Below are 17358 nucleotides of genomic sequence, written 5' to 3'. Positions count from 1 at the left end.
GTGAGACTTCTCGTCACGGGTGGCGCGGGCTACGTCGGCGGCGTCTGCGCCCAAGTTCTGTTGGAAGCCGGCCACGAGGTGATCGTGGTCGATGATCTGTCCACCGGCAATGCCGAGGGCGTGCCCTCCGCCGCCCGGTTCGTCCAGGGTGACGTGGCGGTCGCCGCGCCGGAGCTGCTGGCCGCCGAACCCTTCGACGCTGTTCTGCATTTCGCGGCCCAGTCGCTGGTCGGCGAGTCGGTGCAGCAGCCGGAGAAGTACTGGCACGGCAACGTCGTGAAGACGTTCGAGCTGCTGGAGGCGATGCGGCGCACGGAAACGCCGCGGCTGGTCTTCTCCTCCACCGCCGCGGTCTACGGGGAACCGGAGCAGGTGCCGATCACCGAGGATGCCCCGACCCGCCCGACCAATCCGTACGGCTCGTCGAAGCTGGCCATCGACCATGCCATCACCTCCTACGCGATCGCGCACGGGCTGGCGGCGACCAGCCTGCGGTACTTCAACGTCGCAGGCGCCTATGGCGGACTGGGCGAGAACCGAGTGGTGGAAACGCATCTCATCCCGCTGGTCCTGCAAGTCGCGGCCGGGCACCGCAAGGCGATCTCGGTCTTCGGCACCGATTGGCCCACCCCCGACGGGACCGCGGTCCGCGACTACATCCACATCCGCGACCTCGCTCAGGCCCATCTGCTGGCCTTGACGACCGCCGAGCCGGGCACCCACCGGATCTACAACCTCGGCAGTGGCACCGGATTCTCCGTTCGCGAGGTGATCTCGGCCTGCGAGCGCGTCACCGGCCTGCCGATCGCCGCGCAAGACGCGCCCCGTCGTCCCGGCGACCCGGCGACGCTCATCGCGTCCAGCGAACGCGCCATCACCGAGCTGGGCTGGCGTCCCGAGCACAACGATCTCGACGAAATCGTCACTGACGCTTGGGCTTTCCTCCGATCGCTCGGCTCCCGCGCGCACAGCGCGCGATAATCCGCCACCTGCGGTCCGAGTCGACCCCGCACCGACTCGGGCCGCGGCGCCGACGCAACGGCCCCGGAGCCGATTTCGCCGCGACGACACCTGCCCGGACGAAGCACGGTGTTCCGCCGAATCGTCACGGTGATCCGGCGCGGGCAGCATCGCGAACTCGTTGTCACCGATCCGCATATCCGGCTTCACGGCGCCGGTTCCCCCAGGTCGACACCGAGACCAGCGGCGGTCCGGTAGCCGCTGCGCGCGAGGCGACGCAACTGTTCCGGGCGCATGCCCAGGCGCAGCGAGGTGTCGAGCAGCATCGCCATCGGATGCCCCGGATCCGCCTCCAGCGCGGCTTCCAGCGCGATGCCCGCCAGTGGTCCGTCACCACGGACGTAGGCGCTGTAGCCGAGCAGCGCGGCGGCCTCGGCACGATCCGCGCCGGTCAGCGCGCGGGTCAGCGCGATCCACACCGCCTCCGCCGCGGCGGCGTGGTCGCCAACGGCCAGTGCGAACATCGTGTCCCGCACCGCCCGATCGCGCAGGGCCGCGGTGATCTTCGCGAGTTCGGGCGCCATCAGCGCCGCGCCCGAGGCGGTGTTGGCGATCTGCCACAGCACATAGTCCAGCGCTTGCCTGCTGTATCCGATCGGATCGCCGCGACGCGCGGCCCGGGCGTAACGTTCGCCCGCACGCGCGAGCGCGTCCGGCAGGTGCGCCGCCATCTCGGCACATGCGAGCGGATCGGGCGCGACCAGACCGGTGAGTTCGGAACGCGAACCGCGGATCGGCCTGCCTTCCAGCACGTGGGTCAGCGTCACCAGAGAGGCCGCAGGATCACGGAGCACTCCGCGCCGCCGTGGTCCCGTCAAGGTCCACCACTGCTGCCCGGCGGCGATCGCAGGCACCGCCCAGACCCCGGCCAGCGAGATGTCACACGCTGCCAGCCGCCTGCCGAGCGAGCCGACCAGCGCGTCGAATCGTCCGGCCGCGCATCTCGACCGGTCGGCGCTCGGCTCCACGGCGCGTTCGTCGACGACGACGGCCATGACCTCGGCCGCCTGGTCGTGCGCGCAGATCCGCGCGACCGCGGCCGCCAGCGTCGCACCCCGCACGCGGCGGCCACCGGGCGAATCCAGATCGAAGCGCACCACCGCGTCGACCGTCGCACCGCCGGGCGTCCCGTGCCGCAGGACGAGCACGACCACCGACCGTTCCGGGGTGAATCCGAGCATCGCGGGCACCGCGGCAATCAACTCCGCCGGATCATTCACGCACACAACATGTTCCGGAGCACCATGGAACTGCGGAGGATCTTCGCCGCATCGAGCGTGCCGAGATCGACCACCGGGAGTCCACGCGTCTGTTCCGTCCTCCGCCGCGCGCGAATGCGAGTGCGGCGCGGCGATCGCTGCGGGAACGGCGCGTGGCGCGGTGTCGGAGCGAGCGCCGCACCTCGATGGATGGTTGCGGCCGGAATCCGGCCGCGATTCGTCGTCCATGCCTGCATGTCCGGCATCGACCGGTTCGGGGGCTCGAAACGGGTTCGCGGAAGTGGTCATGCTTCGACCATGCGGCTCGGTGGACTCCGGTCTTCGACGCCGACCTGGCGATTCCGCCGCCCTGGGGAATCCGCTTCGCGCTGTGCACGACTCGACCGACACGACGGCGGTATCGCGATTCGTGTCGGAGGCGCCTGCTACCGTGCCGCCCGCGCTACCTCTCGCGCACTTTGCGCACCGCCGTGGCGAACAGCGCATCCAGCGCGGGGGTATCCGGTTCGCCCTCGGCGAACGACATGTAGGTCACCGAGATTCGCACGTCCCCCACTTGCGCGACGTGCGTGCGCATCGTTTGGGTCAGCCGGGCGCCTCCCGACTCCGGCCGAACCGTCCTGCGCAGCGAGAGGGTGTCGTCGGCGTCGATCGGCGGCGGCGAGTCCAACTCGGACGTCACGGTGGTGGCGGCGCCCGCTCGGTTGACCCGCACCGATCCGCACTGCTCCAGCCGGGCGCGCAGGGCGGCCAGCGGCTCGCCGCTGCGGGTCAATTCGACGGTCAGCGTCGCGCGGGTCGCGTCGTCCGTGCCGACCGCCATCGCGGTGCGATCGGGCCCGAAGTCCTGATTCGGCGGCACGCATCGGCTGGGCTGGACGTTCGCACCGCGGCCCATGCCGTCCAGGTCGCCCGCCGCCTGAGCCACGGCGTCCTGGGGCAGCACCACCGCCGCGTACGGCGGTGGAAACTGGCTCGGATCCGGTAGCAATGTCGGCAGTTCCGCGCTGACGTGCCGGGTCACCGCGGTCGGCGCCGACGAGACCGGGCGCCCCGGTACCGTCGACCCGCATCCTGCGAGCAGCACCGCGCAGACGACGGGTGCCACCCGGCCCAGCCGCATGCGCCTCGAATCCGCCACGGTCACATCCCCACTGTGCCAAACTCCTCGTGTCCGGTCGGCGATGCCACGCCGCCGGGCCGGGAATGCGCGGCCCACCGATGCTGTTGGCTCGGAGTACGGGTCGGTGTCCGGCCGTGCGCGGCGACCGCCACGGCATGGGGGACAATGGACAGTGGTCCCCGGTTCGGACGACTGCTCGTCTCCGCACCACCAGGAGTGGCGAACGATCGGGCAGGCAACCACACTGGCGCGTGAGGCACGCGTCCGGGCCGCAGGAGCCGCGCAGGAAGGAGTACGCGATGGACTACGAGTCGCGAATGTACGAACTGGAGTTCCCCGCTCCGCAGCTGTCGTCCGCCGACGGCGCGGGCCCGGTCCTGGTGCACGGACTGGAAGGCTTCACCGACGCCGGGCACGCGGTGCGGTTGGCGACCACGCACCTGCGCGAAAGCCTCGAAAGCGAACTGGTCGCCTCGTTCGACGTGGACGAGCTGCTGGACTACCGGTCGCGGCGCCCGCTCATGACGTTCAAGACCGATCATTTCTCCGATTACGCCGAGCCGGAACTCAACCTCTGGGCATTGCGCGACACCGCGGGGACCCCGTTCCTGTTGCTCGCGGGTCTGGAGCCGGACCTACGCTGGGAGAAGTTCACCACCGCGGTGCGGCTGCTCGCCGACCAGCTGGGCGTGCGGCGCAGCATCGGCCTGAGCGCCATCCCGATGGCGATTCCGCACACTCGCCCGCTGGGCGTGACCGCGCACTCCTCCAACCGCGACCTGATCTCCGAGCACCAGCGGTGGCCGGGCGAGCTGCAGGTTCCTGGCAGCGCGTCGTCGCTGCTGGAATTCCGCATGGCGCAGCACGGTCACGAGTCGGTCGGCTTCTCGGTGCACGTGCCGCACTACCTGGCACAGACCGCCTACCCGGAGGCCGCGCAGACGCTGCTGGAGAACGTCGCCGACAACGCGGGCCTGGAGTTCCCGCTGGCCGCGCTCGGCGAGGCCGCCGCCCGGGTACGCGAACAGGTCAACGAGCACATCGCGGGCAATGCCGAGGTGGAGACCGTCGTGCACGCGCTGGAGCGGCAGTACGACAGCTTCGTCACCGCCCAGGAACGCCAGTCGAGCCTGCTGGTCGGTGACGGCGAGTTGCCCAGCGGCGACGAGTTGGGCGCCGAATTCGAGCGATTTCTCGCCGAGCAAGGCCGTTACACCGGCGACGACGAGGGCGAACAGGACTGATCCGCCCGGCCGCCTGGTCCCGATCGCCCCTGCAAACGTGCTCACGGGCGAGGCCGTAGGGTTGTCGGAGTGGATCTGACCGAACTGCTCGACATCCCGGGGACCGACGCCGACGCGCTCTACGAGTCGTTCGGCATCTGGGCCGCCGAGCAGGGCACCCCGCTCTACCCCGCGCAGGACGAGGCGCTGCTCGAGCTGGCATCCGGATCCAACGTCATCCTCGCCACCCCAACCGGTTCCGGGAAGTCACTCGTCGCGGTCGGCGCGCATCTGTTCGCCCTCACCCAGGGGCTGCGCACGTATTACACCGCTCCGATCAAGGCGCTGGTGAGCGAGAAATTCTTCGCCCTGTGCGAGGTATTCGGCGCCGAACGCGTCGGCATGGTCACCGGCGACGCCGCGGTGAATCCGGACGCGCCGATCATCTGCGCGACCGCGGAGATCCTGGCCAATCTGGCGCTGCGCGAAGGCGCGGACGCCGCCGTCGGCCAAGTGGTGATGGACGAATTCCATTTCTATGCCGACCCCGATCGGGGGTGGGCCTGGCAGGTCCCGCTGCTGGAACTTCCCCGCGCCCAGTTCCTGCTCATGTCGGCCACCCTCGGGGAGGTCGATTTTTTCGCCCGTGACCTGGAGCGCCGGACCGGCCGCTCCACCGCGATCGTCGCGGGCACCGAGCGCCCCGTGCCGCTGAGCTTCTCCTATGCCCGCACCCCGATCACCGAGACGCTCGAAGAGCTGGTCACCACCCACCAGGCTCCGGTGTACGTCGTGCACTTCACGCAGGCCGCCGCGCTCGAACGCGCGCAGGCGCTGACGAGTGTGAATTTCGCGACGCGCGCCGAGAAGGACGCGATCGCCGACGCGCTGGGCGAATTCCGGTTCGCCGCCGGGTTCGGCAAGACGCTGTCGCGGCTGATCCGGCACGGCATCGGCGTACATCACGCGGGCATGCTGCCGAAGTACCGGCGACTGGTGGAGCGCCTGGCCCAGGACGGCCTGTTGAAGGTGGTCTGCGGCACCGACACCCTCGGCGTCGGCATCAACGTGCCCATCCGCACGGTGCTGCTCACCGGGCTGACCAAATTCGACGGCGTGCGCACACGCAGGCTCAAGGCGCGGGAGTTCCACCAGATCGCGGGCCGCGCGGGCCGGGCGGGTTACGACACCATGGGCACCGTCGTCGTGCAGGCTCCGGAGCACGAGGTGGAGAACACTCGGCTGCTGGCCAAGGCGGGCGACGATCCCAAGAAGCAGCGCAAGGTGCAGCGGCGCAAACCGCCGGAAGGCTTCGTCTCCTGGAGTGAGGAGACCTTCGACCGCTTGGTCGCCGCGCAGCCGGAGCCGATGGTGTCGCGTTTCACGGTCACCAACGCCATGCTGCTGAATGTGATCGCCAGGCCGGGCAACTGCTTCACCGCCATGCGCCATCTGCTCGAAGACAACCACGAGCCGCGACCCGCCCAGCGCAGGCACATTCTGCGCGCCATCCGGCTGTATCGGGCGCTGCGCGACGCCGGGGTGGTGCAGCAACTGCCCGAACCCGACGCGCAGGGCCGCCGCGCCCGCCTGACCGTCGACCTGCAGCGTGACTTCGCCCTCGACCAGCCGCTGTCGCCGTTCGCGCTGGCCGCGCTGGAGTTGCTGGACAAACAGTCCCCGAGTTATACCCTCGACGTGGTGTCGCTCATCGAATCCACGTTGGAGGATCCGCGCCAGCTGCTCATGGCCCAGCAGCACAAGGCGCGCGGCGAGGCCATCGCGGAGATGAAGGCCGACGGCATCGACTACGACGAGCGGATGGAACTGCTCGAAGAGGTGACCTGGCCCAAGCCGCTGGCCGAACTGATCGAACCGGCCTTCGAGACCTACCGAGCCGGACACCCGTGGGTGTCGGAGTTCGCGCCGGCGCCGAAGTCGGTGGTGCGCGACATGATCGAGCGCGCCATGACCTTCGCCGAACTTATCTCCTTCTACGAGCTGGCCCGATCCGAGGGCGTGGTGCTGCGCTACCTCGCCGACGCCTATCGCGCGCTGCGGCGCACCGTGCCGGAGTCGGCGCGCACCGAAGAACTCGACGACATCACCGAGTGGCTCGGAGAGCTTGTGCGGCAAGTCGATTCGAGCCTGCTCGACGAATGGGAGCAACTGACCAACCCGGGCGCGGAGACCGACGCCGACCAGATCGCGTTCGGCGCCGAAACCGTGCGCCCGATCTCCGCCAACGAACGCGCGTTCCGGGTGATGGTCCGCAACGCGATGTTCCGCCGGGTCGAACTGGCCGCGCTGCGACGCTGGGACGAGCTGGCGGCACTCGGTCCCGGCCCGGACTGGGCCGAGGCACTCGCGGACTACTACGCGGAATACGAGCGCATCGGCACCGGACCCGACGCCAGGGGACCGCAACTGTTCCAAGTGGAACGAAGACCCGGATTCTGGCATGTGCGGCAGGTGCTGGAGGACCCGGCGGGCGACCACGGCTGGTCGATCGACGCGGTGGTCGATCTGGCCGAGTCCGACGCCGCGGGCGAGGTCGTCTTCGACGACGTCACCGTGTCCGCCGGCTGAGCCCGCATCGCCTACCGGCCACCTGTTCCCGCAGGTCAGCAGCTCCGTCGCGGCCTGATGACAGGGTTGCGCCACCATGGGGCGAATCCAGGTTTGGACGGATTCGTTACTGGGTAGGGGCCGCTGATACTCTCTCCCCCGCTGCCGAAGCGAAAGATCAACTATGCCCGAATCGCCGTACCTTGTCATCCATCCCGAGCGTGTCCGCCAGAATTACCGCGCGCTCGACGCCGCCCTGTCCGCGGGCACGGGCGCCGCGACGAGGATCCGTTTCGCCGTGAAGGCGAGCCCGGTGCCGGAGATCGTGCGCCTGCTGGACGAGGAAGGCGCGGAATTCGACGTAGCCAGCATCGGCGAGATCGACCTCTGCCTCGGACTCGGCGTGGCGCCGGAGCGGCTGTGCTACGGCAACCCGATCAAGAAGGCCGCGCACATCGCCCGCGCCTACGCCCTCGGGGTGCGCCGCTTCGCCTTCGACACCGAGGACGATCTGCTGCGCATCGCCGAGCACGCGCCCGGCTCCGAGGTGGAGTGCCGCTTCCTCGCCTCGGCGCCGGAGTCGCGCACCCCGTTCGGCACGAAGTTCGGCTGCAGCCCCGGCGAGGCGTTCCGGCTGCTGGTCCGGGCCAGGGATCTCGGGCTGGTCGTCGCCGGACCCTACTTCCACGTCGGCTCTCAGCAACTGGATCCCACCGCGTGGCGGATCGGCATCGAGCAGGCGGGCCGGATCGCCGAGGCATTGGCCGACAAGGATATCGCGGTCGGCTCGGTGAACATCGGCGGCGGGCTGCCGATCTCCTACGCAGACGCGGCGCCCGCGCTGGGCGAGATCGCCGCGGTGGTGAACCACGCGGCGGCCGAATTCCTTTCCGGGAATACCGGATTGGTCGTCGAACCGGGCCGGGCACTGGTCGGTTCGGCGGGCACGATTCACGCCGAGGTCGTCGGCGTCCGCACCGCGCCGGACGGTCGGCGCTGGGTGTATCTCGACATCGGCCGCTACAACGGCATGGCCGAGACAGAGAACGAGTACATCGCCTACCGGTTCGTCACCGATCGCGACGGCGACCCCGTCGACGAGGCGGTGGTGGCCGGTCCGACCTGCGACGGCGACGATGTACTGTATCAACGCACGCGAGTCCTCCTACCGACCACGTTGCGAGCCGGTGATCGCGTTCGAATCCTCGACACCGGTGCCTATACCGCGAGCTATTCGTCGGTGTCCTTCAATGGTTTTCCGCCCTTGACCGTTCATGTCTCGGGCGCTGAGCGAGAGTGAGTTTGCCCATGACGGCGGAATTCACCGGTTGGCATGTGCTGGCCGAGTTCGGTGGTGTCGACGCAGCCCTCTGCGACGATCTCGAACGACTCGAATCGGCGTTGCGTGAGTCTCTGATCGCGGCGGGCGTCACCATCTGCGATGTCGTACACAAGAAGTTCGAACCGCAGGGGGTGACCGTCCTCGCGCTGTTGTCGGAGTCCCACGCCTCGATTCACACCTATCCGGAGTCCGGCGACATCTTCGTCGACGTCTTCACTTGCGGCAGCATCGGCGCTGGCGCGTCGAAGGCGGTCGAGCTACTGCGGGACGCGTTGGCGCCCAAGGACGTTCGGATGCAGGTCATCCGCAGGGGACACGGCAGTCAGCGGATCGAGGAGCCGGTGGGCGCGGGCCTGACCCGCATCTGGGACCTGCACGACATGATCGTCGACACCCACACCCCGTTCCAGCACATGATCATCGCGCGGACCGAGCAGGGCATCAGCCTGTTCTCCGACGACGACCGCCAGTCCACCGAGTTCTCCCAGGTCACCTACCACGAGGCGATGATGGTCCCCGCCTTCGTGCTGGCCGAGAAGCTGGACAAGGTGTTGATCATCGGCTCCGGGGAAGGCGTCGCCAGCCAGATGTCGGTCGCCGCGGGCGCCACTCTGGTCGACCACGTCGACATCGACCAGCTCGAGGTCGAGCTGTGCGCCGAGCACCTGCCCTACGGCTACACCAGGGATGAACTGGCCGCCGCGGTCAAGGGTGAGGGGCCGATCAAGGTCCATTACGCCGACGGCTGGGATTTCCTGGCCGAGGCCGAGCGGGCGGGCACCCGGTACGACGTCATCGTGATCGACCTGCCGGACGAGCGCGTCGAGGACGCGCAGCACAACCGCCTCTACGAGGCGGAGTTCCTGTCCCGATGTCGTGCGCTGCTCGCGCCCGGCGGTGTGCTGTGCGCCCAGGCGGGCTGCTCGACGATGTGGCGCAACGAGACCCTGAAGCGGTCCTGGCAGCGTTTCCACGAGCAGTTCGGCACCGTGGTGCACTACGGCAGCGACGAACACGAGTGGTCGTTCCTGTTCGGCCTGGTCGAGGAGATCGACGACCCGGTCGGCGGGATGACCGATCGCCTGGCGCAGCTGCCCTACCAGCCCGAGACCATCGACGCCAGGGCGCTGGAGCGCGGCGCGATCGAACCGCACGCCCTGCGGGTCTAGGCAACGGCGCCCGAATGCGCCGGTTCCGGATCCGGAACCGGCGCATTCGGCGTTTCGTGTCCGATCAGAGCCGCGCCGGGTCGACGGGCGGCTGGTCCCGGATGGTTCAGGAGCGCTGCTGCGCGCGCCACTGCTCGACGTCGACTCCGCCGACGCCCCAGTTCGACAGCGCGACCTCGTCGATCACGACGTACGTGCTCGCGGGCGATTTGCCGAGCACGTCCTGCAGCAGATCGGTGACACCCTTGATCAGCCGCGCCTTCTGCTCGCGGGTCACGCCTTCGTCGGTGACTTTGATGTTCACATAAGGCATTTCAGGCCGCCCTTCCAGAGATGAACCCGCCGTCGACGGGGAGGATGTGTCCGGTGGTGAAGGCCGCGTCGGCGAGATACAAGACCGCGGCCGTCGTTTCGGCGACTTCGCCGATGCGGTTCAACAGCGCGAGTCTGCCCGAAGCAGGCTCGTCGCCGTCGCCGAACAGCGGTGTGCGAATGATGCCGGGGGCGACAGCGTTGACCCGGATGCCCTCGGCGGCGAGTTCGGCGGCGAGGCTGGTGGTCAACGCGTGTATGCCGCCCTTGCTGACCAAAGCCGCGGTGGCGGGCAACCCGGCGAGGGCGTGATCGATCAGCACGGTGCCGATGTTCACGATGCTGCCGCCCCTGGCTTGCGTCAGGAACTGCCGCACCACGGCCTGCGTCGTGAAGTAGGTGCCTTTGAGGTTGCCGTTCAGATAGACGTCCAGGTCTTGCTCGGTCACCTCGACAAACGGCTTGGCTCCGAAGATGCCCGCGTTGTTGACCAGCACGTCCACGCCACCGAATCGCTCCACCGCGACGCGCACCAGGGTCGCCGCGGTCGTGGCGGCGCCGATATCGCCCGGCACCGTAGCCACACGCTCCGGCGCACCGAGTTCAGCAGCCACCCGGGTCAGCTTTTCCTCGTCTCGGCCGTTGAGCACGACGTTGTCGCCGCGTTCCACGAACGCCCGTGCGATATCGCGACCGATTCCGCTCGAGGAACCGGTCACGATGACGGTCTTCACCATGGTGATCCTTTCTTATATACGACCGGTCGTCTTGGAACGGGTAGCCGAAGACGCCGGACAGGTGCTGCCCCTGGAATCAGGGCAGGAAGTAATCGCCCAGCAGGCGATCGAGGCACTTGTGCAGCGGCGCGAGGGTGCGCTCCATCTTCATCCTGATGACCGCCCCTTCCCAGGATTCGAGCAGGAGATCGGCCAGTTCGACCGCCTCGATGTCGGCGCGGATCATGCCGAGGCGCTGCGCCTGCACGAGTTGCTCGGCGACGCGATCGCGCCATGCGCGCCAAGCCACCGACAGCGATTCCCGCAACAGCTCACTGCCTTCCAGCTCGCCCCCGAGATTCGCGATGAGGCACCCGCCGGTGAAATCCGCCGCGACGAAATCGTCCATCAGCCGTCCGAAGAACGCACGCAAGCCGCTCACCGGGTCCGGCTCCGCGCCGAACGCCTCGGTCAGATTGCGCTGTACGCAGACCGAATGGTGCTCGATGATCGCGCGACCGAAGCTCTCCTTGCTGTCGAAGTAGTTGTAGAACGAGCCCTTCGGCACACCGACCTTGTCCAGGATCTGTTTGATACCCGTGCCGTGGTAGCCGTTGGTCAGAAACCCTGCGGCGCCCTCTTCGACGAGAAGACGCCGGGTGTCCTGGCTGCGTCGCGGTCGTGCCATGCGCTGAATATACGACCGGTCGTCTCGGAATTGCAACAGCCGCACATATGGCCTCACGCCGAGGGATCCGACCAGCCGGGTCCGGCCGAGTCCGAGAAGCTCGCGGGGTCCTGCCGCCACCGCGCGGACCGGACGGCGAAACGCGCGAGATGCTCGGCGGCGAACCGGTCCCGTTCCCAGTCCGCCGAGTCCGCCGCCACCGTCCAGACGTAGGTCCACACCGGAGCGTTCCGGCCCTCGAGGCGCACTTGGCGCAGGTCGTACTCGTCGTCCTCGAACGCGTCGAGAATCTTCCACTCCGTCGCGCTGAGACCGGTCAGCACGGCGCCGCGGGCGCGCCCGTGCGCCGCGGCGACCAGTCCCGGATACAACCGCCGCGGCAGCGCGGCGGCGCGCCACCCGGCCAGCTCGGCCGGTTCGAGCGATGGCACTCGCCCGAGCAGCGTCGTCAACACCTCGGGGAACTGCAGGGTGCCGTAGACGAACAACGCATGGTCCGATCCGGACAGGCGGCCCAGCCGCCCCTCTCCCAGCGCCGCCGATGCCAACTCGCCTCTCCTCTCACCGGCCTCCACTGTGCCCGGCCGGCGCGTTCGACGCAGCTACATCGGCCGCTGAGCACGGATGATGGCGGCCAGGTATTCGTAATCGTCGGCGCGGGCGCTGGACGTGCGAAAAACCAGGCCGATGGTGCGGCCGGGTGCGGGAGCGGAGAAGTGCGCCACGTCCAACGTGCCGCGCGCGGTCTCCGCCGCGACCGCCATCTGCGGGATCAGCGTGACACCGAGCCCGCCCGCCACGCACTGGACCACGGTGGACAGGGACGCGGCCCTGGTGTCGCCGACGGCGGCGGGATGCACATCGGCCGAGCGGCACGCCTCCAAGGTCTGATCGCGCAGGCAGTGCCCCTCGTCCAGCAGCAGCAGCGGCTGGGCGTCCAGCACCGACGCCGCCAGGTCGCCACGCCCGGCCAGTTCGTGGCCGCGCGGCGTGACCAGCACGAATTCCTCGGAGTACAGCGGAATCTCGACCAGGCCCGGCATCTCGGTGGGGACCGCGAGCAGCGCGACGTCCAGCACGCCGGTGCGCAGCCCGTCCAGCAGCCGGGTGGTCTGGTCCTCGATGATCTGCGGGCGCAGTTCGGGCAGCCGCTTGCGCAATTCCGGCAGCAACCCGGGCAGCACATAGGGGGCGACCGTCGGGATGATGCCCATCCGCAGCGTGCCGCCGAGCCCGTCACCGGTGGCCGACGCGACGAAACGGTCCGCGGCCTCCAGCGTCGCCATCGCCTTTGGCAGCAACCGCATCCCGGCGGCGGTCACCAGCACGCGCCGGGTGCTGCGTTCGATCAGCTGGAGCCCGAGCCCGTGTTCCAGGGCGGCGAGCGCCTGCGATAGCGTGGGCTGACTCACACCGAGACGGGCAGCCGCGGTGCCGAAATGGCGGTATTCCGCGATCGCCACGAACGCACGCAGCTGTGACAGGGTGGGCTGATAAGTCTGATCAGTCACCCCTATCAGTGTAGTGCGACTGATCACCTTTACCTTTTACCGCCCCTTGGGCAAGATCGCCCATGAGCTTTTCACCCGCGGTGTGAGTGCTGAATTCGAGTCGGTGGCCGACTTTCACGGCAACGGTTCGGCAATACCGCAGAACACAGTTGGCAATCAAATGACGAGGAGACGAGCATGGCCCTGCTGACCATCGGCGACCAATTCCCGGCATACAACCTCACCGCGGTCATCGGCGGTGACCTGTCGAAGGTCGACGCTCAGCAGCCCGACGACTACTTCACCCGGATCACCAGCGACGACCACGCGGGCAAGTGGCGGATCGTCTTCTTCTGGCCGAAGGACTTCACCTTCGTGTGCCCGACGGAGATCGCCGCGTTCGGCAAGCTCAACGACGAATTCGAGGACCGGGACGCCGTGGTGCTCGGCGCGTCGGTGGACAACGAGTTCGTGCACTTCCAGTGGCGCGCTCAGCACGAGGACCTCAAGACCCTCCCCTTCCCCATGCTCTCGGACCTCAAGCGGGAACTGGCCGCGGCCACCGGTGTGCTCAACGCCGACGGCGTCGCCGACCGCGCCACCTTCATCGTCGACCCGAACAACGAGGTCCAGTTCGTCTCCGTGACCGCGGGTTCGGTCGGCCGCAACGTCGACGAGGTGCTGCGCGTGCTCGACGCCCTGCAGTCCGACGAGCTGTGCGCCTGCAACTGGAAGAAGGGCGACCCCACCATCAACGCGGGCGAACTCCTGTCCGCCAGCGTCTGAAAACCGCAGTCGCATCCGGACTTCCTGGTACGTCCCAACCCCACACCATCGAGAACCGACCTGGTCCCCGCACGGGATCGCTTCGAGTAGAGGAATCGCCGCATGAGCATTGAGAACCTGAAGAACTCCCTTCCCGAGTACGCCAAGGACCTCAAGCTCAATCTGTCATCCATCGCGCGCACCACGGTGCTGAACGAACAGCAGTTGTGGGGCACCCTGCTCGCGTCGGCGGCCGCAACCCGGTCGACGACCACGCTGCGCGAGATCGCCGAGGAAGCCGCCGACGCGCTGTCGGCGGAGGCGTACAACGCCGCGCTCGGCGCCGCCTCGATCATGGGCATGAACAACGTGTTCTACCGGGGCAAGGCGTTCCTCGGCGGTCGCTACGACGACTTGCGGGCCGGGCTGCGCATGCAGATCATCGGCACGCCGGGCGTCGACAAGGCCGACTTCGAGCTGTGGTCGTTCGCGGTCTCCTCGATCAACGGTTGCGCGCACTGCCTCGAGGCGCACGAGCACACGTTGCGCGAAGCGGGCGTATCCCGCGAAGTGATCTTCGAATCGCTGCGCGCCGCCGCGATCGTGGCCGGTGTCGGCCAGGCGGTGCAGTCGACCGAGGCCCTCACCGCGGCCGCGATCTGATTTCGCTGGGAAAGCGGCCCCTGTCCTGCGACGGGGGCCTCTTTCGCGTTCCATTGTGGTCTGCGTGACAGCTCGCGCCCGCGGCATCCGAGTAGGCTCGGCGAGCATGAGCACACAGGTCGATGTGGTGCGAGTGTTCACCGACGCCGCCGGACGCTTCGGCAACGAGTTGGGTATCGCACGGGCGGCCGACGTGGCCGCGGCCGATCGGCAGGCGCTGGCCGCCAAGGCCGGATACAGCGAGACCGTGGTCGTCGAGGAGCCGGTGGACGGCACCGCCGCGGTGCGGATCTACACCCCCACGATGGAACTTCCGTTCGCCGGGCACCCCTCGGTGGGGACGGCGTGGTGGTTCGCGTCGCAGGGCCTTGCGGTGCGGACACTGGACGTCCCCGCGGGCCCGGTGGCCGTGGAACTCACCGAGGGATTGACTTGGATCACCGCTCGCGGCGAGTGGGCGCCCGCGTTCACCTTCCATCAACTGGACGACGCCGAGGAGCTGGCCACCTTGCGGCCGGAGGAGTTTCCCGGCGGTCCGCACTACCTGTGGGCGTGGACCGACGAGCATCGCGCCGCCCTGCGATCGCGCATGTTCGCGCCGACCATGGGCATCACCGAGGACGAGGCGACCGGAGCCGCGGCCGTGGCGTTGACGGCGCTGCTGCGCAAGGGACTGGTCATCACCCAGGGCAAAGGCTCGCAATTGTTCACCCGGTGGGACTCCGACGGCTGGGTGCATCTGGGCGGCCGAGTCGCCGCGGACCAGCCGGTGGAGATCTGACGCCGCTCAGGGCAGGGTCACGCCCACGATCGGATCGCCGCTCGGTGCGTCCGAACCGCCGTCCGGTTCGACGCTCACCGCCAGCACTTCGCCGGACCGGAAACCGGTGACGAACGGCCGCTCGGTCGACGGCACGTCGCTCAGCAATCCCGCCGAGCGTGGTCGCCCGTCGGAACCGACCAGCCACACCTGATACACCCGGCCCAACGGCGGCGGCGCGACCCGATCGAAGACGACGACCGCGCGTCCGAGTTCGGGTGAGGCGTCGACGACGAGCAGCCCACCCCCGGCGAACGATCCGTTCACCGTCCGCATGTGCACCTGATCGGCGGCGGCCGGGTCCGAGTGGGAGCCGAGGAGCTGCGCGGTCACCACGCTGCCACCGATCACCAGGCACAAGACGGCCGCGATCGGGGCCACCCAGCGCAGCGAGCGCCGCCACGACGCGATCCGCGTGCTCGACCGCTCGGCGCGCTCGTCGGGCAGCGCGGCCAGGATGCGGCGTTCCAGCTCCGGCGGCGGCGCGAGCTCACCGAGCACGGCCAGCCGCCCCATGACGTCACGCACCTGCCACACGGTGTCGGAGAACGCTTGGCGCACCTCCGGGTCCGCGGCCGCCAGACGGGCATCGATGTGCCTGCGTTCGATATCGGCGACCGCGTCCAGCGCGCAGGGGTAGGCGAGGTCGATGAGGTCCGCCTCCGAGCGCGGCGAGGTGTCAACCATCGCTGCCTTCCCCGGACAAACATTGCTCCAATCGTTTCAGCCCGTCGCGGATGCGGGTCTTGATCGTTGGCAGCGGCACCGAGAGACGATCGGCGACCTCCCGGTAGGTCCACCCGCCGTAGTAGGCCAGCACGATCGCTTCGCGCTGCGTGGGGGTCAACCTCTCCAGGCAGCCTGCCACCTGTTGCTCCTCGATGCGCTGGGTGACCGATTCGGCGACGACATCGTGGGCGCGCCCGAGCTGCTCGTGCGCGTAGACGAGGTCCCGGCTGGTGGCCGAACTCTCCGCGCGAACCCGGTCCACCGCCCTGCGATGGGCGAGCATCATGAGCCAGCCGACCGGACTGGCCAGCGTGGCATCGTAGCGATGGGCCATCGACCAGACCTGGAGGTAGACCTCCTGGGTCACCTCCTCCGCGGCGGCATGACTGCGCAGCACTCGCACCGCGAGCCCGAACACCCGCGGACTGGTCAGCTGATAGAACTCGGTGAACGCGCCGCGATCGCCCGCGCCTGCGGCGGCGAGTAGCGCCGCGAGCTCACGGCTCGCGCTGGTCGCCCCTGCTCGGTCGTAGCCGGTGGGCAGCGGGCACGCGAGCGCCGGGGCATCGGTTTCCTCGCGCGCACGTGCCGGACCGCCGGAGCGATGGGGTGAAGCAGAACCGTGTTCGTTGCTCATGGCCGAATCCCGTGCCTGCATGCACAGGGGTTCGGTATGCGCGGGAAACCGGATTGGTCACGGTCACCGAATGATCACGGCCACGAGCATGTATGCGGTGCCCGCGTCCATCACCACATGCGGCACCGCCGCCCACGGTTTCGCGGGACCGGTGAGGGCGGCGACGCAGCCGCTGGAACGCACCAGCAGCCCCAGCGGCCCCGGCACGTGCGCCCGGGTCCGGCCGGTACAGGCGGTGAAGGTCACCAGAAGCGCGTCGAGCAGGAACAGGACGGCGAGAACGAGCGCCGGTCCGGTGGACGGACCGCCCACATGGCCGGAACCCGTATGGCCGGACATCGCGTAGAGCATCGCCGCGGCGGCGACGATGTGGTAGCCGAGCGGTACCAGCCGGTCGATCGGCAATGGCCGCCCCTGGGTGGCGTGCTCCACGGCACGGATCGTCAGCAACCCGGCGAACACCACGGCCATCGCCGTCAGTACGCCGCGCACCGCATGCGGGCTCGCGCCCGAGGGAAACGCCAGCATGCCGAGCATCACCAGGCACATCACCAGGTGGGCCGCATCGGATTCGGAGTGCCCGGCCGAGGTGTCCGACGGTGGCCGCGTCTGCGCGACGGACCCGGTCGACGACGTCGCGGCCGCCGCCACCCGCGACAGCACGATCCCCGCGGCGATCACGAACGCCGCCACCATCATCCACCGCAATACGGCATACTCCTGCACGAACTGCGCCACACCCCACCACCTCTCAGCACGGCGACCACGGTCGTCGCCCTTCCATGCTCGCATCCCGGAGCGTTCGAGGTGTCATTTTCAAATCGCGCACACCATGTAGGACGCAGAGGGAAGCCATACCTCAGCAGTTCGATC

At 68.8% G+C, this 17358-nt stretch carries 18 protein-coding genes; 8 read left to right on the top strand and 10 right to left on the bottom strand.

Annotated features, from left to right (window positions below; genetic code table 11):
• Positions 1 to 981, top strand: coding sequence for a UDP-glucose 4-epimerase GalE (galE, locus tag ABZW96_RS01775; protein WP_355070332.1), 981 nt, complete (start codon positions 1 to 3; stop codon positions 979 to 981).
• 185 nt (positions 982 to 1166) lie between these two features.
• Here the strand turns inward: galE and ABZW96_RS01770 are convergent, their stop codons facing one another.
• Both ABZW96_RS01770 and ABZW96_RS01765 read right to left on the bottom strand, forming a co-directional pair.
• The gene (locus tag ABZW96_RS01770; protein WP_355070331.1) at positions 1167 to 2240 is read right to left on the bottom strand and encodes a DUF4192 domain-containing protein; all 1074 of its coding nucleotides are present in this window, start codon (positions 2238 to 2240) and stop codon (positions 1167 to 1169) included.
• A gap of 442 nt (positions 2241 to 2682) precedes the next feature.
• A complete protein-coding gene (locus ABZW96_RS01765) occupies positions 2683 to 3381 on the bottom strand; it encodes a sensor domain-containing protein (protein WP_355070329.1) in 699 nt (232 codons plus the stop codon).
• A gap of 281 nt (positions 3382 to 3662) precedes the next feature.
• Here ABZW96_RS01765 and ABZW96_RS01760 point away from each other — a divergent pair, with 281 nt between their 5' ends.
• From ABZW96_RS01760 to speD, 4 genes are all read left to right on the top strand, one after another.
• The gene (locus ABZW96_RS01760) at positions 3663 to 4607 is read left to right on the top strand and encodes a PAC2 family protein (protein WP_355070327.1); all 945 of its coding nucleotides are present in this window, start codon (positions 3663 to 3665) and stop codon (positions 4605 to 4607) included.
• A 69-nt stretch (positions 4608 to 4676) separates the two neighbouring features.
• Positions 4677 to 7175 (top strand): DUF3516 domain-containing protein, encoded by a 2499-nt coding sequence (locus ABZW96_RS01755; protein ID WP_355070326.1) that lies wholly within the window; start codon positions 4677 to 4679, stop codon positions 7173 to 7175.
• Positions 7176 to 7338: 163 nt separating this feature from the next.
• Positions 7339 to 8454, top strand: coding sequence for a type III PLP-dependent enzyme (locus ABZW96_RS01750; RefSeq protein ID WP_355070324.1), 1116 nt, complete (start codon positions 7339 to 7341; stop codon positions 8452 to 8454).
• 8 nt (positions 8455 to 8462) lie between these two features.
• On the top strand, positions 8463 to 9665 hold the full coding sequence (gene speD, locus ABZW96_RS01745) for an adenosylmethionine decarboxylase (protein WP_355070322.1): 1203 nt from the start codon (positions 8463 to 8465) through the stop codon (positions 9663 to 9665).
• A gap of 106 nt (positions 9666 to 9771) precedes the next feature.
• On the opposite strand, the gene ABZW96_RS01740 is transcribed toward speD, so the two are convergent.
• From ABZW96_RS01740 to ABZW96_RS01720, 5 genes are all read right to left on the bottom strand, one after another.
• Entirely contained in the window at positions 9772 to 9978 is a 207-nt protein-coding gene (locus ABZW96_RS01740; RefSeq protein ID WP_355070321.1) for a 4-oxalocrotonate tautomerase family protein, read from the bottom strand.
• Position 9979: 1 nt separating this feature from the next.
• Positions 9980 to 10714 carry an SDR family NAD(P)-dependent oxidoreductase gene (locus tag ABZW96_RS01735; RefSeq protein WP_355070319.1) on the bottom strand — a complete coding sequence of 245 codons (735 nt, stop codon included), beginning with the start codon at positions 10712 to 10714 and terminating at the stop codon, positions 9980 to 9982.
• A gap of 76 nt (positions 10715 to 10790) precedes the next feature.
• Positions 10791 to 11381 carry a TetR family transcriptional regulator C-terminal domain-containing protein gene (locus tag ABZW96_RS01730; RefSeq protein WP_355070317.1) on the bottom strand — a complete coding sequence of 197 codons (591 nt, stop codon included), beginning with the start codon at positions 11379 to 11381 and terminating at the stop codon, positions 10791 to 10793.
• 53 nt (positions 11382 to 11434) lie between these two features.
• Positions 11435 to 11929 carry a gamma-glutamylcyclotransferase family protein gene (locus ABZW96_RS01725; protein WP_355070315.1) on the bottom strand — a complete coding sequence of 165 codons (495 nt, stop codon included), beginning with the start codon at positions 11927 to 11929 and terminating at the stop codon, positions 11435 to 11437.
• Between the two features lie 54 nt (positions 11930 to 11983).
• Positions 11984 to 12892, bottom strand: a complete 909-nt coding sequence (locus tag ABZW96_RS01720) for a hydrogen peroxide-inducible genes activator (protein WP_355070313.1) — start codon at positions 12890 to 12892, stop codon at positions 11984 to 11986.
• Positions 12893 to 13069: 177 nt separating this feature from the next.
• Here ABZW96_RS01720 and ABZW96_RS01715 point away from each other — a divergent pair, with 177 nt between their 5' ends.
• From ABZW96_RS01715 to ABZW96_RS01705, 3 genes are all read left to right on the top strand, one after another.
• On the top strand, positions 13070 to 13657 hold the full coding sequence (locus ABZW96_RS01715) for a peroxiredoxin (RefSeq protein ID WP_355070311.1): 588 nt from the start codon (positions 13070 to 13072) through the stop codon (positions 13655 to 13657).
• A gap of 102 nt (positions 13658 to 13759) precedes the next feature.
• Positions 13760 to 14299, top strand: a complete 540-nt coding sequence (locus ABZW96_RS01710) for a carboxymuconolactone decarboxylase family protein (RefSeq protein WP_355070309.1) — start codon at positions 13760 to 13762, stop codon at positions 14297 to 14299.
• Positions 14300 to 14405: 106 nt separating this feature from the next.
• Complete coding sequence (locus ABZW96_RS01705; RefSeq protein WP_355070307.1) at positions 14406 to 15080, top strand: PhzF family phenazine biosynthesis protein; 675 nt, start codon at positions 14406 to 14408, stop codon at positions 15078 to 15080.
• Positions 15081 to 15086: 6 nt separating this feature from the next.
• On the opposite strand, the gene ABZW96_RS01700 is transcribed toward ABZW96_RS01705, so the two are convergent.
• The 3 genes from ABZW96_RS01700 to ABZW96_RS01690 form a co-directional block, all read right to left on the bottom strand.
• A complete protein-coding gene (locus ABZW96_RS01700; protein ID WP_355070305.1) occupies positions 15087 to 15806 on the bottom strand; it encodes an anti-sigma factor in 720 nt (239 codons plus the stop codon).
• Entirely contained in the window at positions 15799 to 16485 is a 687-nt protein-coding gene (sigK, locus tag ABZW96_RS01695) for an ECF RNA polymerase sigma factor SigK (RefSeq protein WP_355070303.1), read from the bottom strand. The genes ABZW96_RS01700 and sigK overlap by 8 nt, the downstream gene beginning before the upstream one ends.
• Before the next feature lie 63 nt (positions 16486 to 16548).
• Positions 16549 to 17223 carry a DUF5134 domain-containing protein gene (locus ABZW96_RS01690; RefSeq protein ID WP_355070301.1) on the bottom strand — a complete coding sequence of 225 codons (675 nt, stop codon included), beginning with the start codon at positions 17221 to 17223 and terminating at the stop codon, positions 16549 to 16551.
• Positions 17224 to 17358 lie beyond the last annotated feature (135 nt).

The sequence above is a fragment of the Nocardia sp. NPDC004168 genome (genome assembly GCF_040610355.1).
In the GTDB taxonomy this organism is placed as follows: Bacteria; Actinomycetota; Actinomycetes; order Mycobacteriales; family Mycobacteriaceae; genus Nocardia; species Nocardia sichangensis.
The sequence above is the reverse complement of the archived record's forward strand: the minus strand, read 5'-3'. Positions and strand labels throughout refer to the sequence as shown.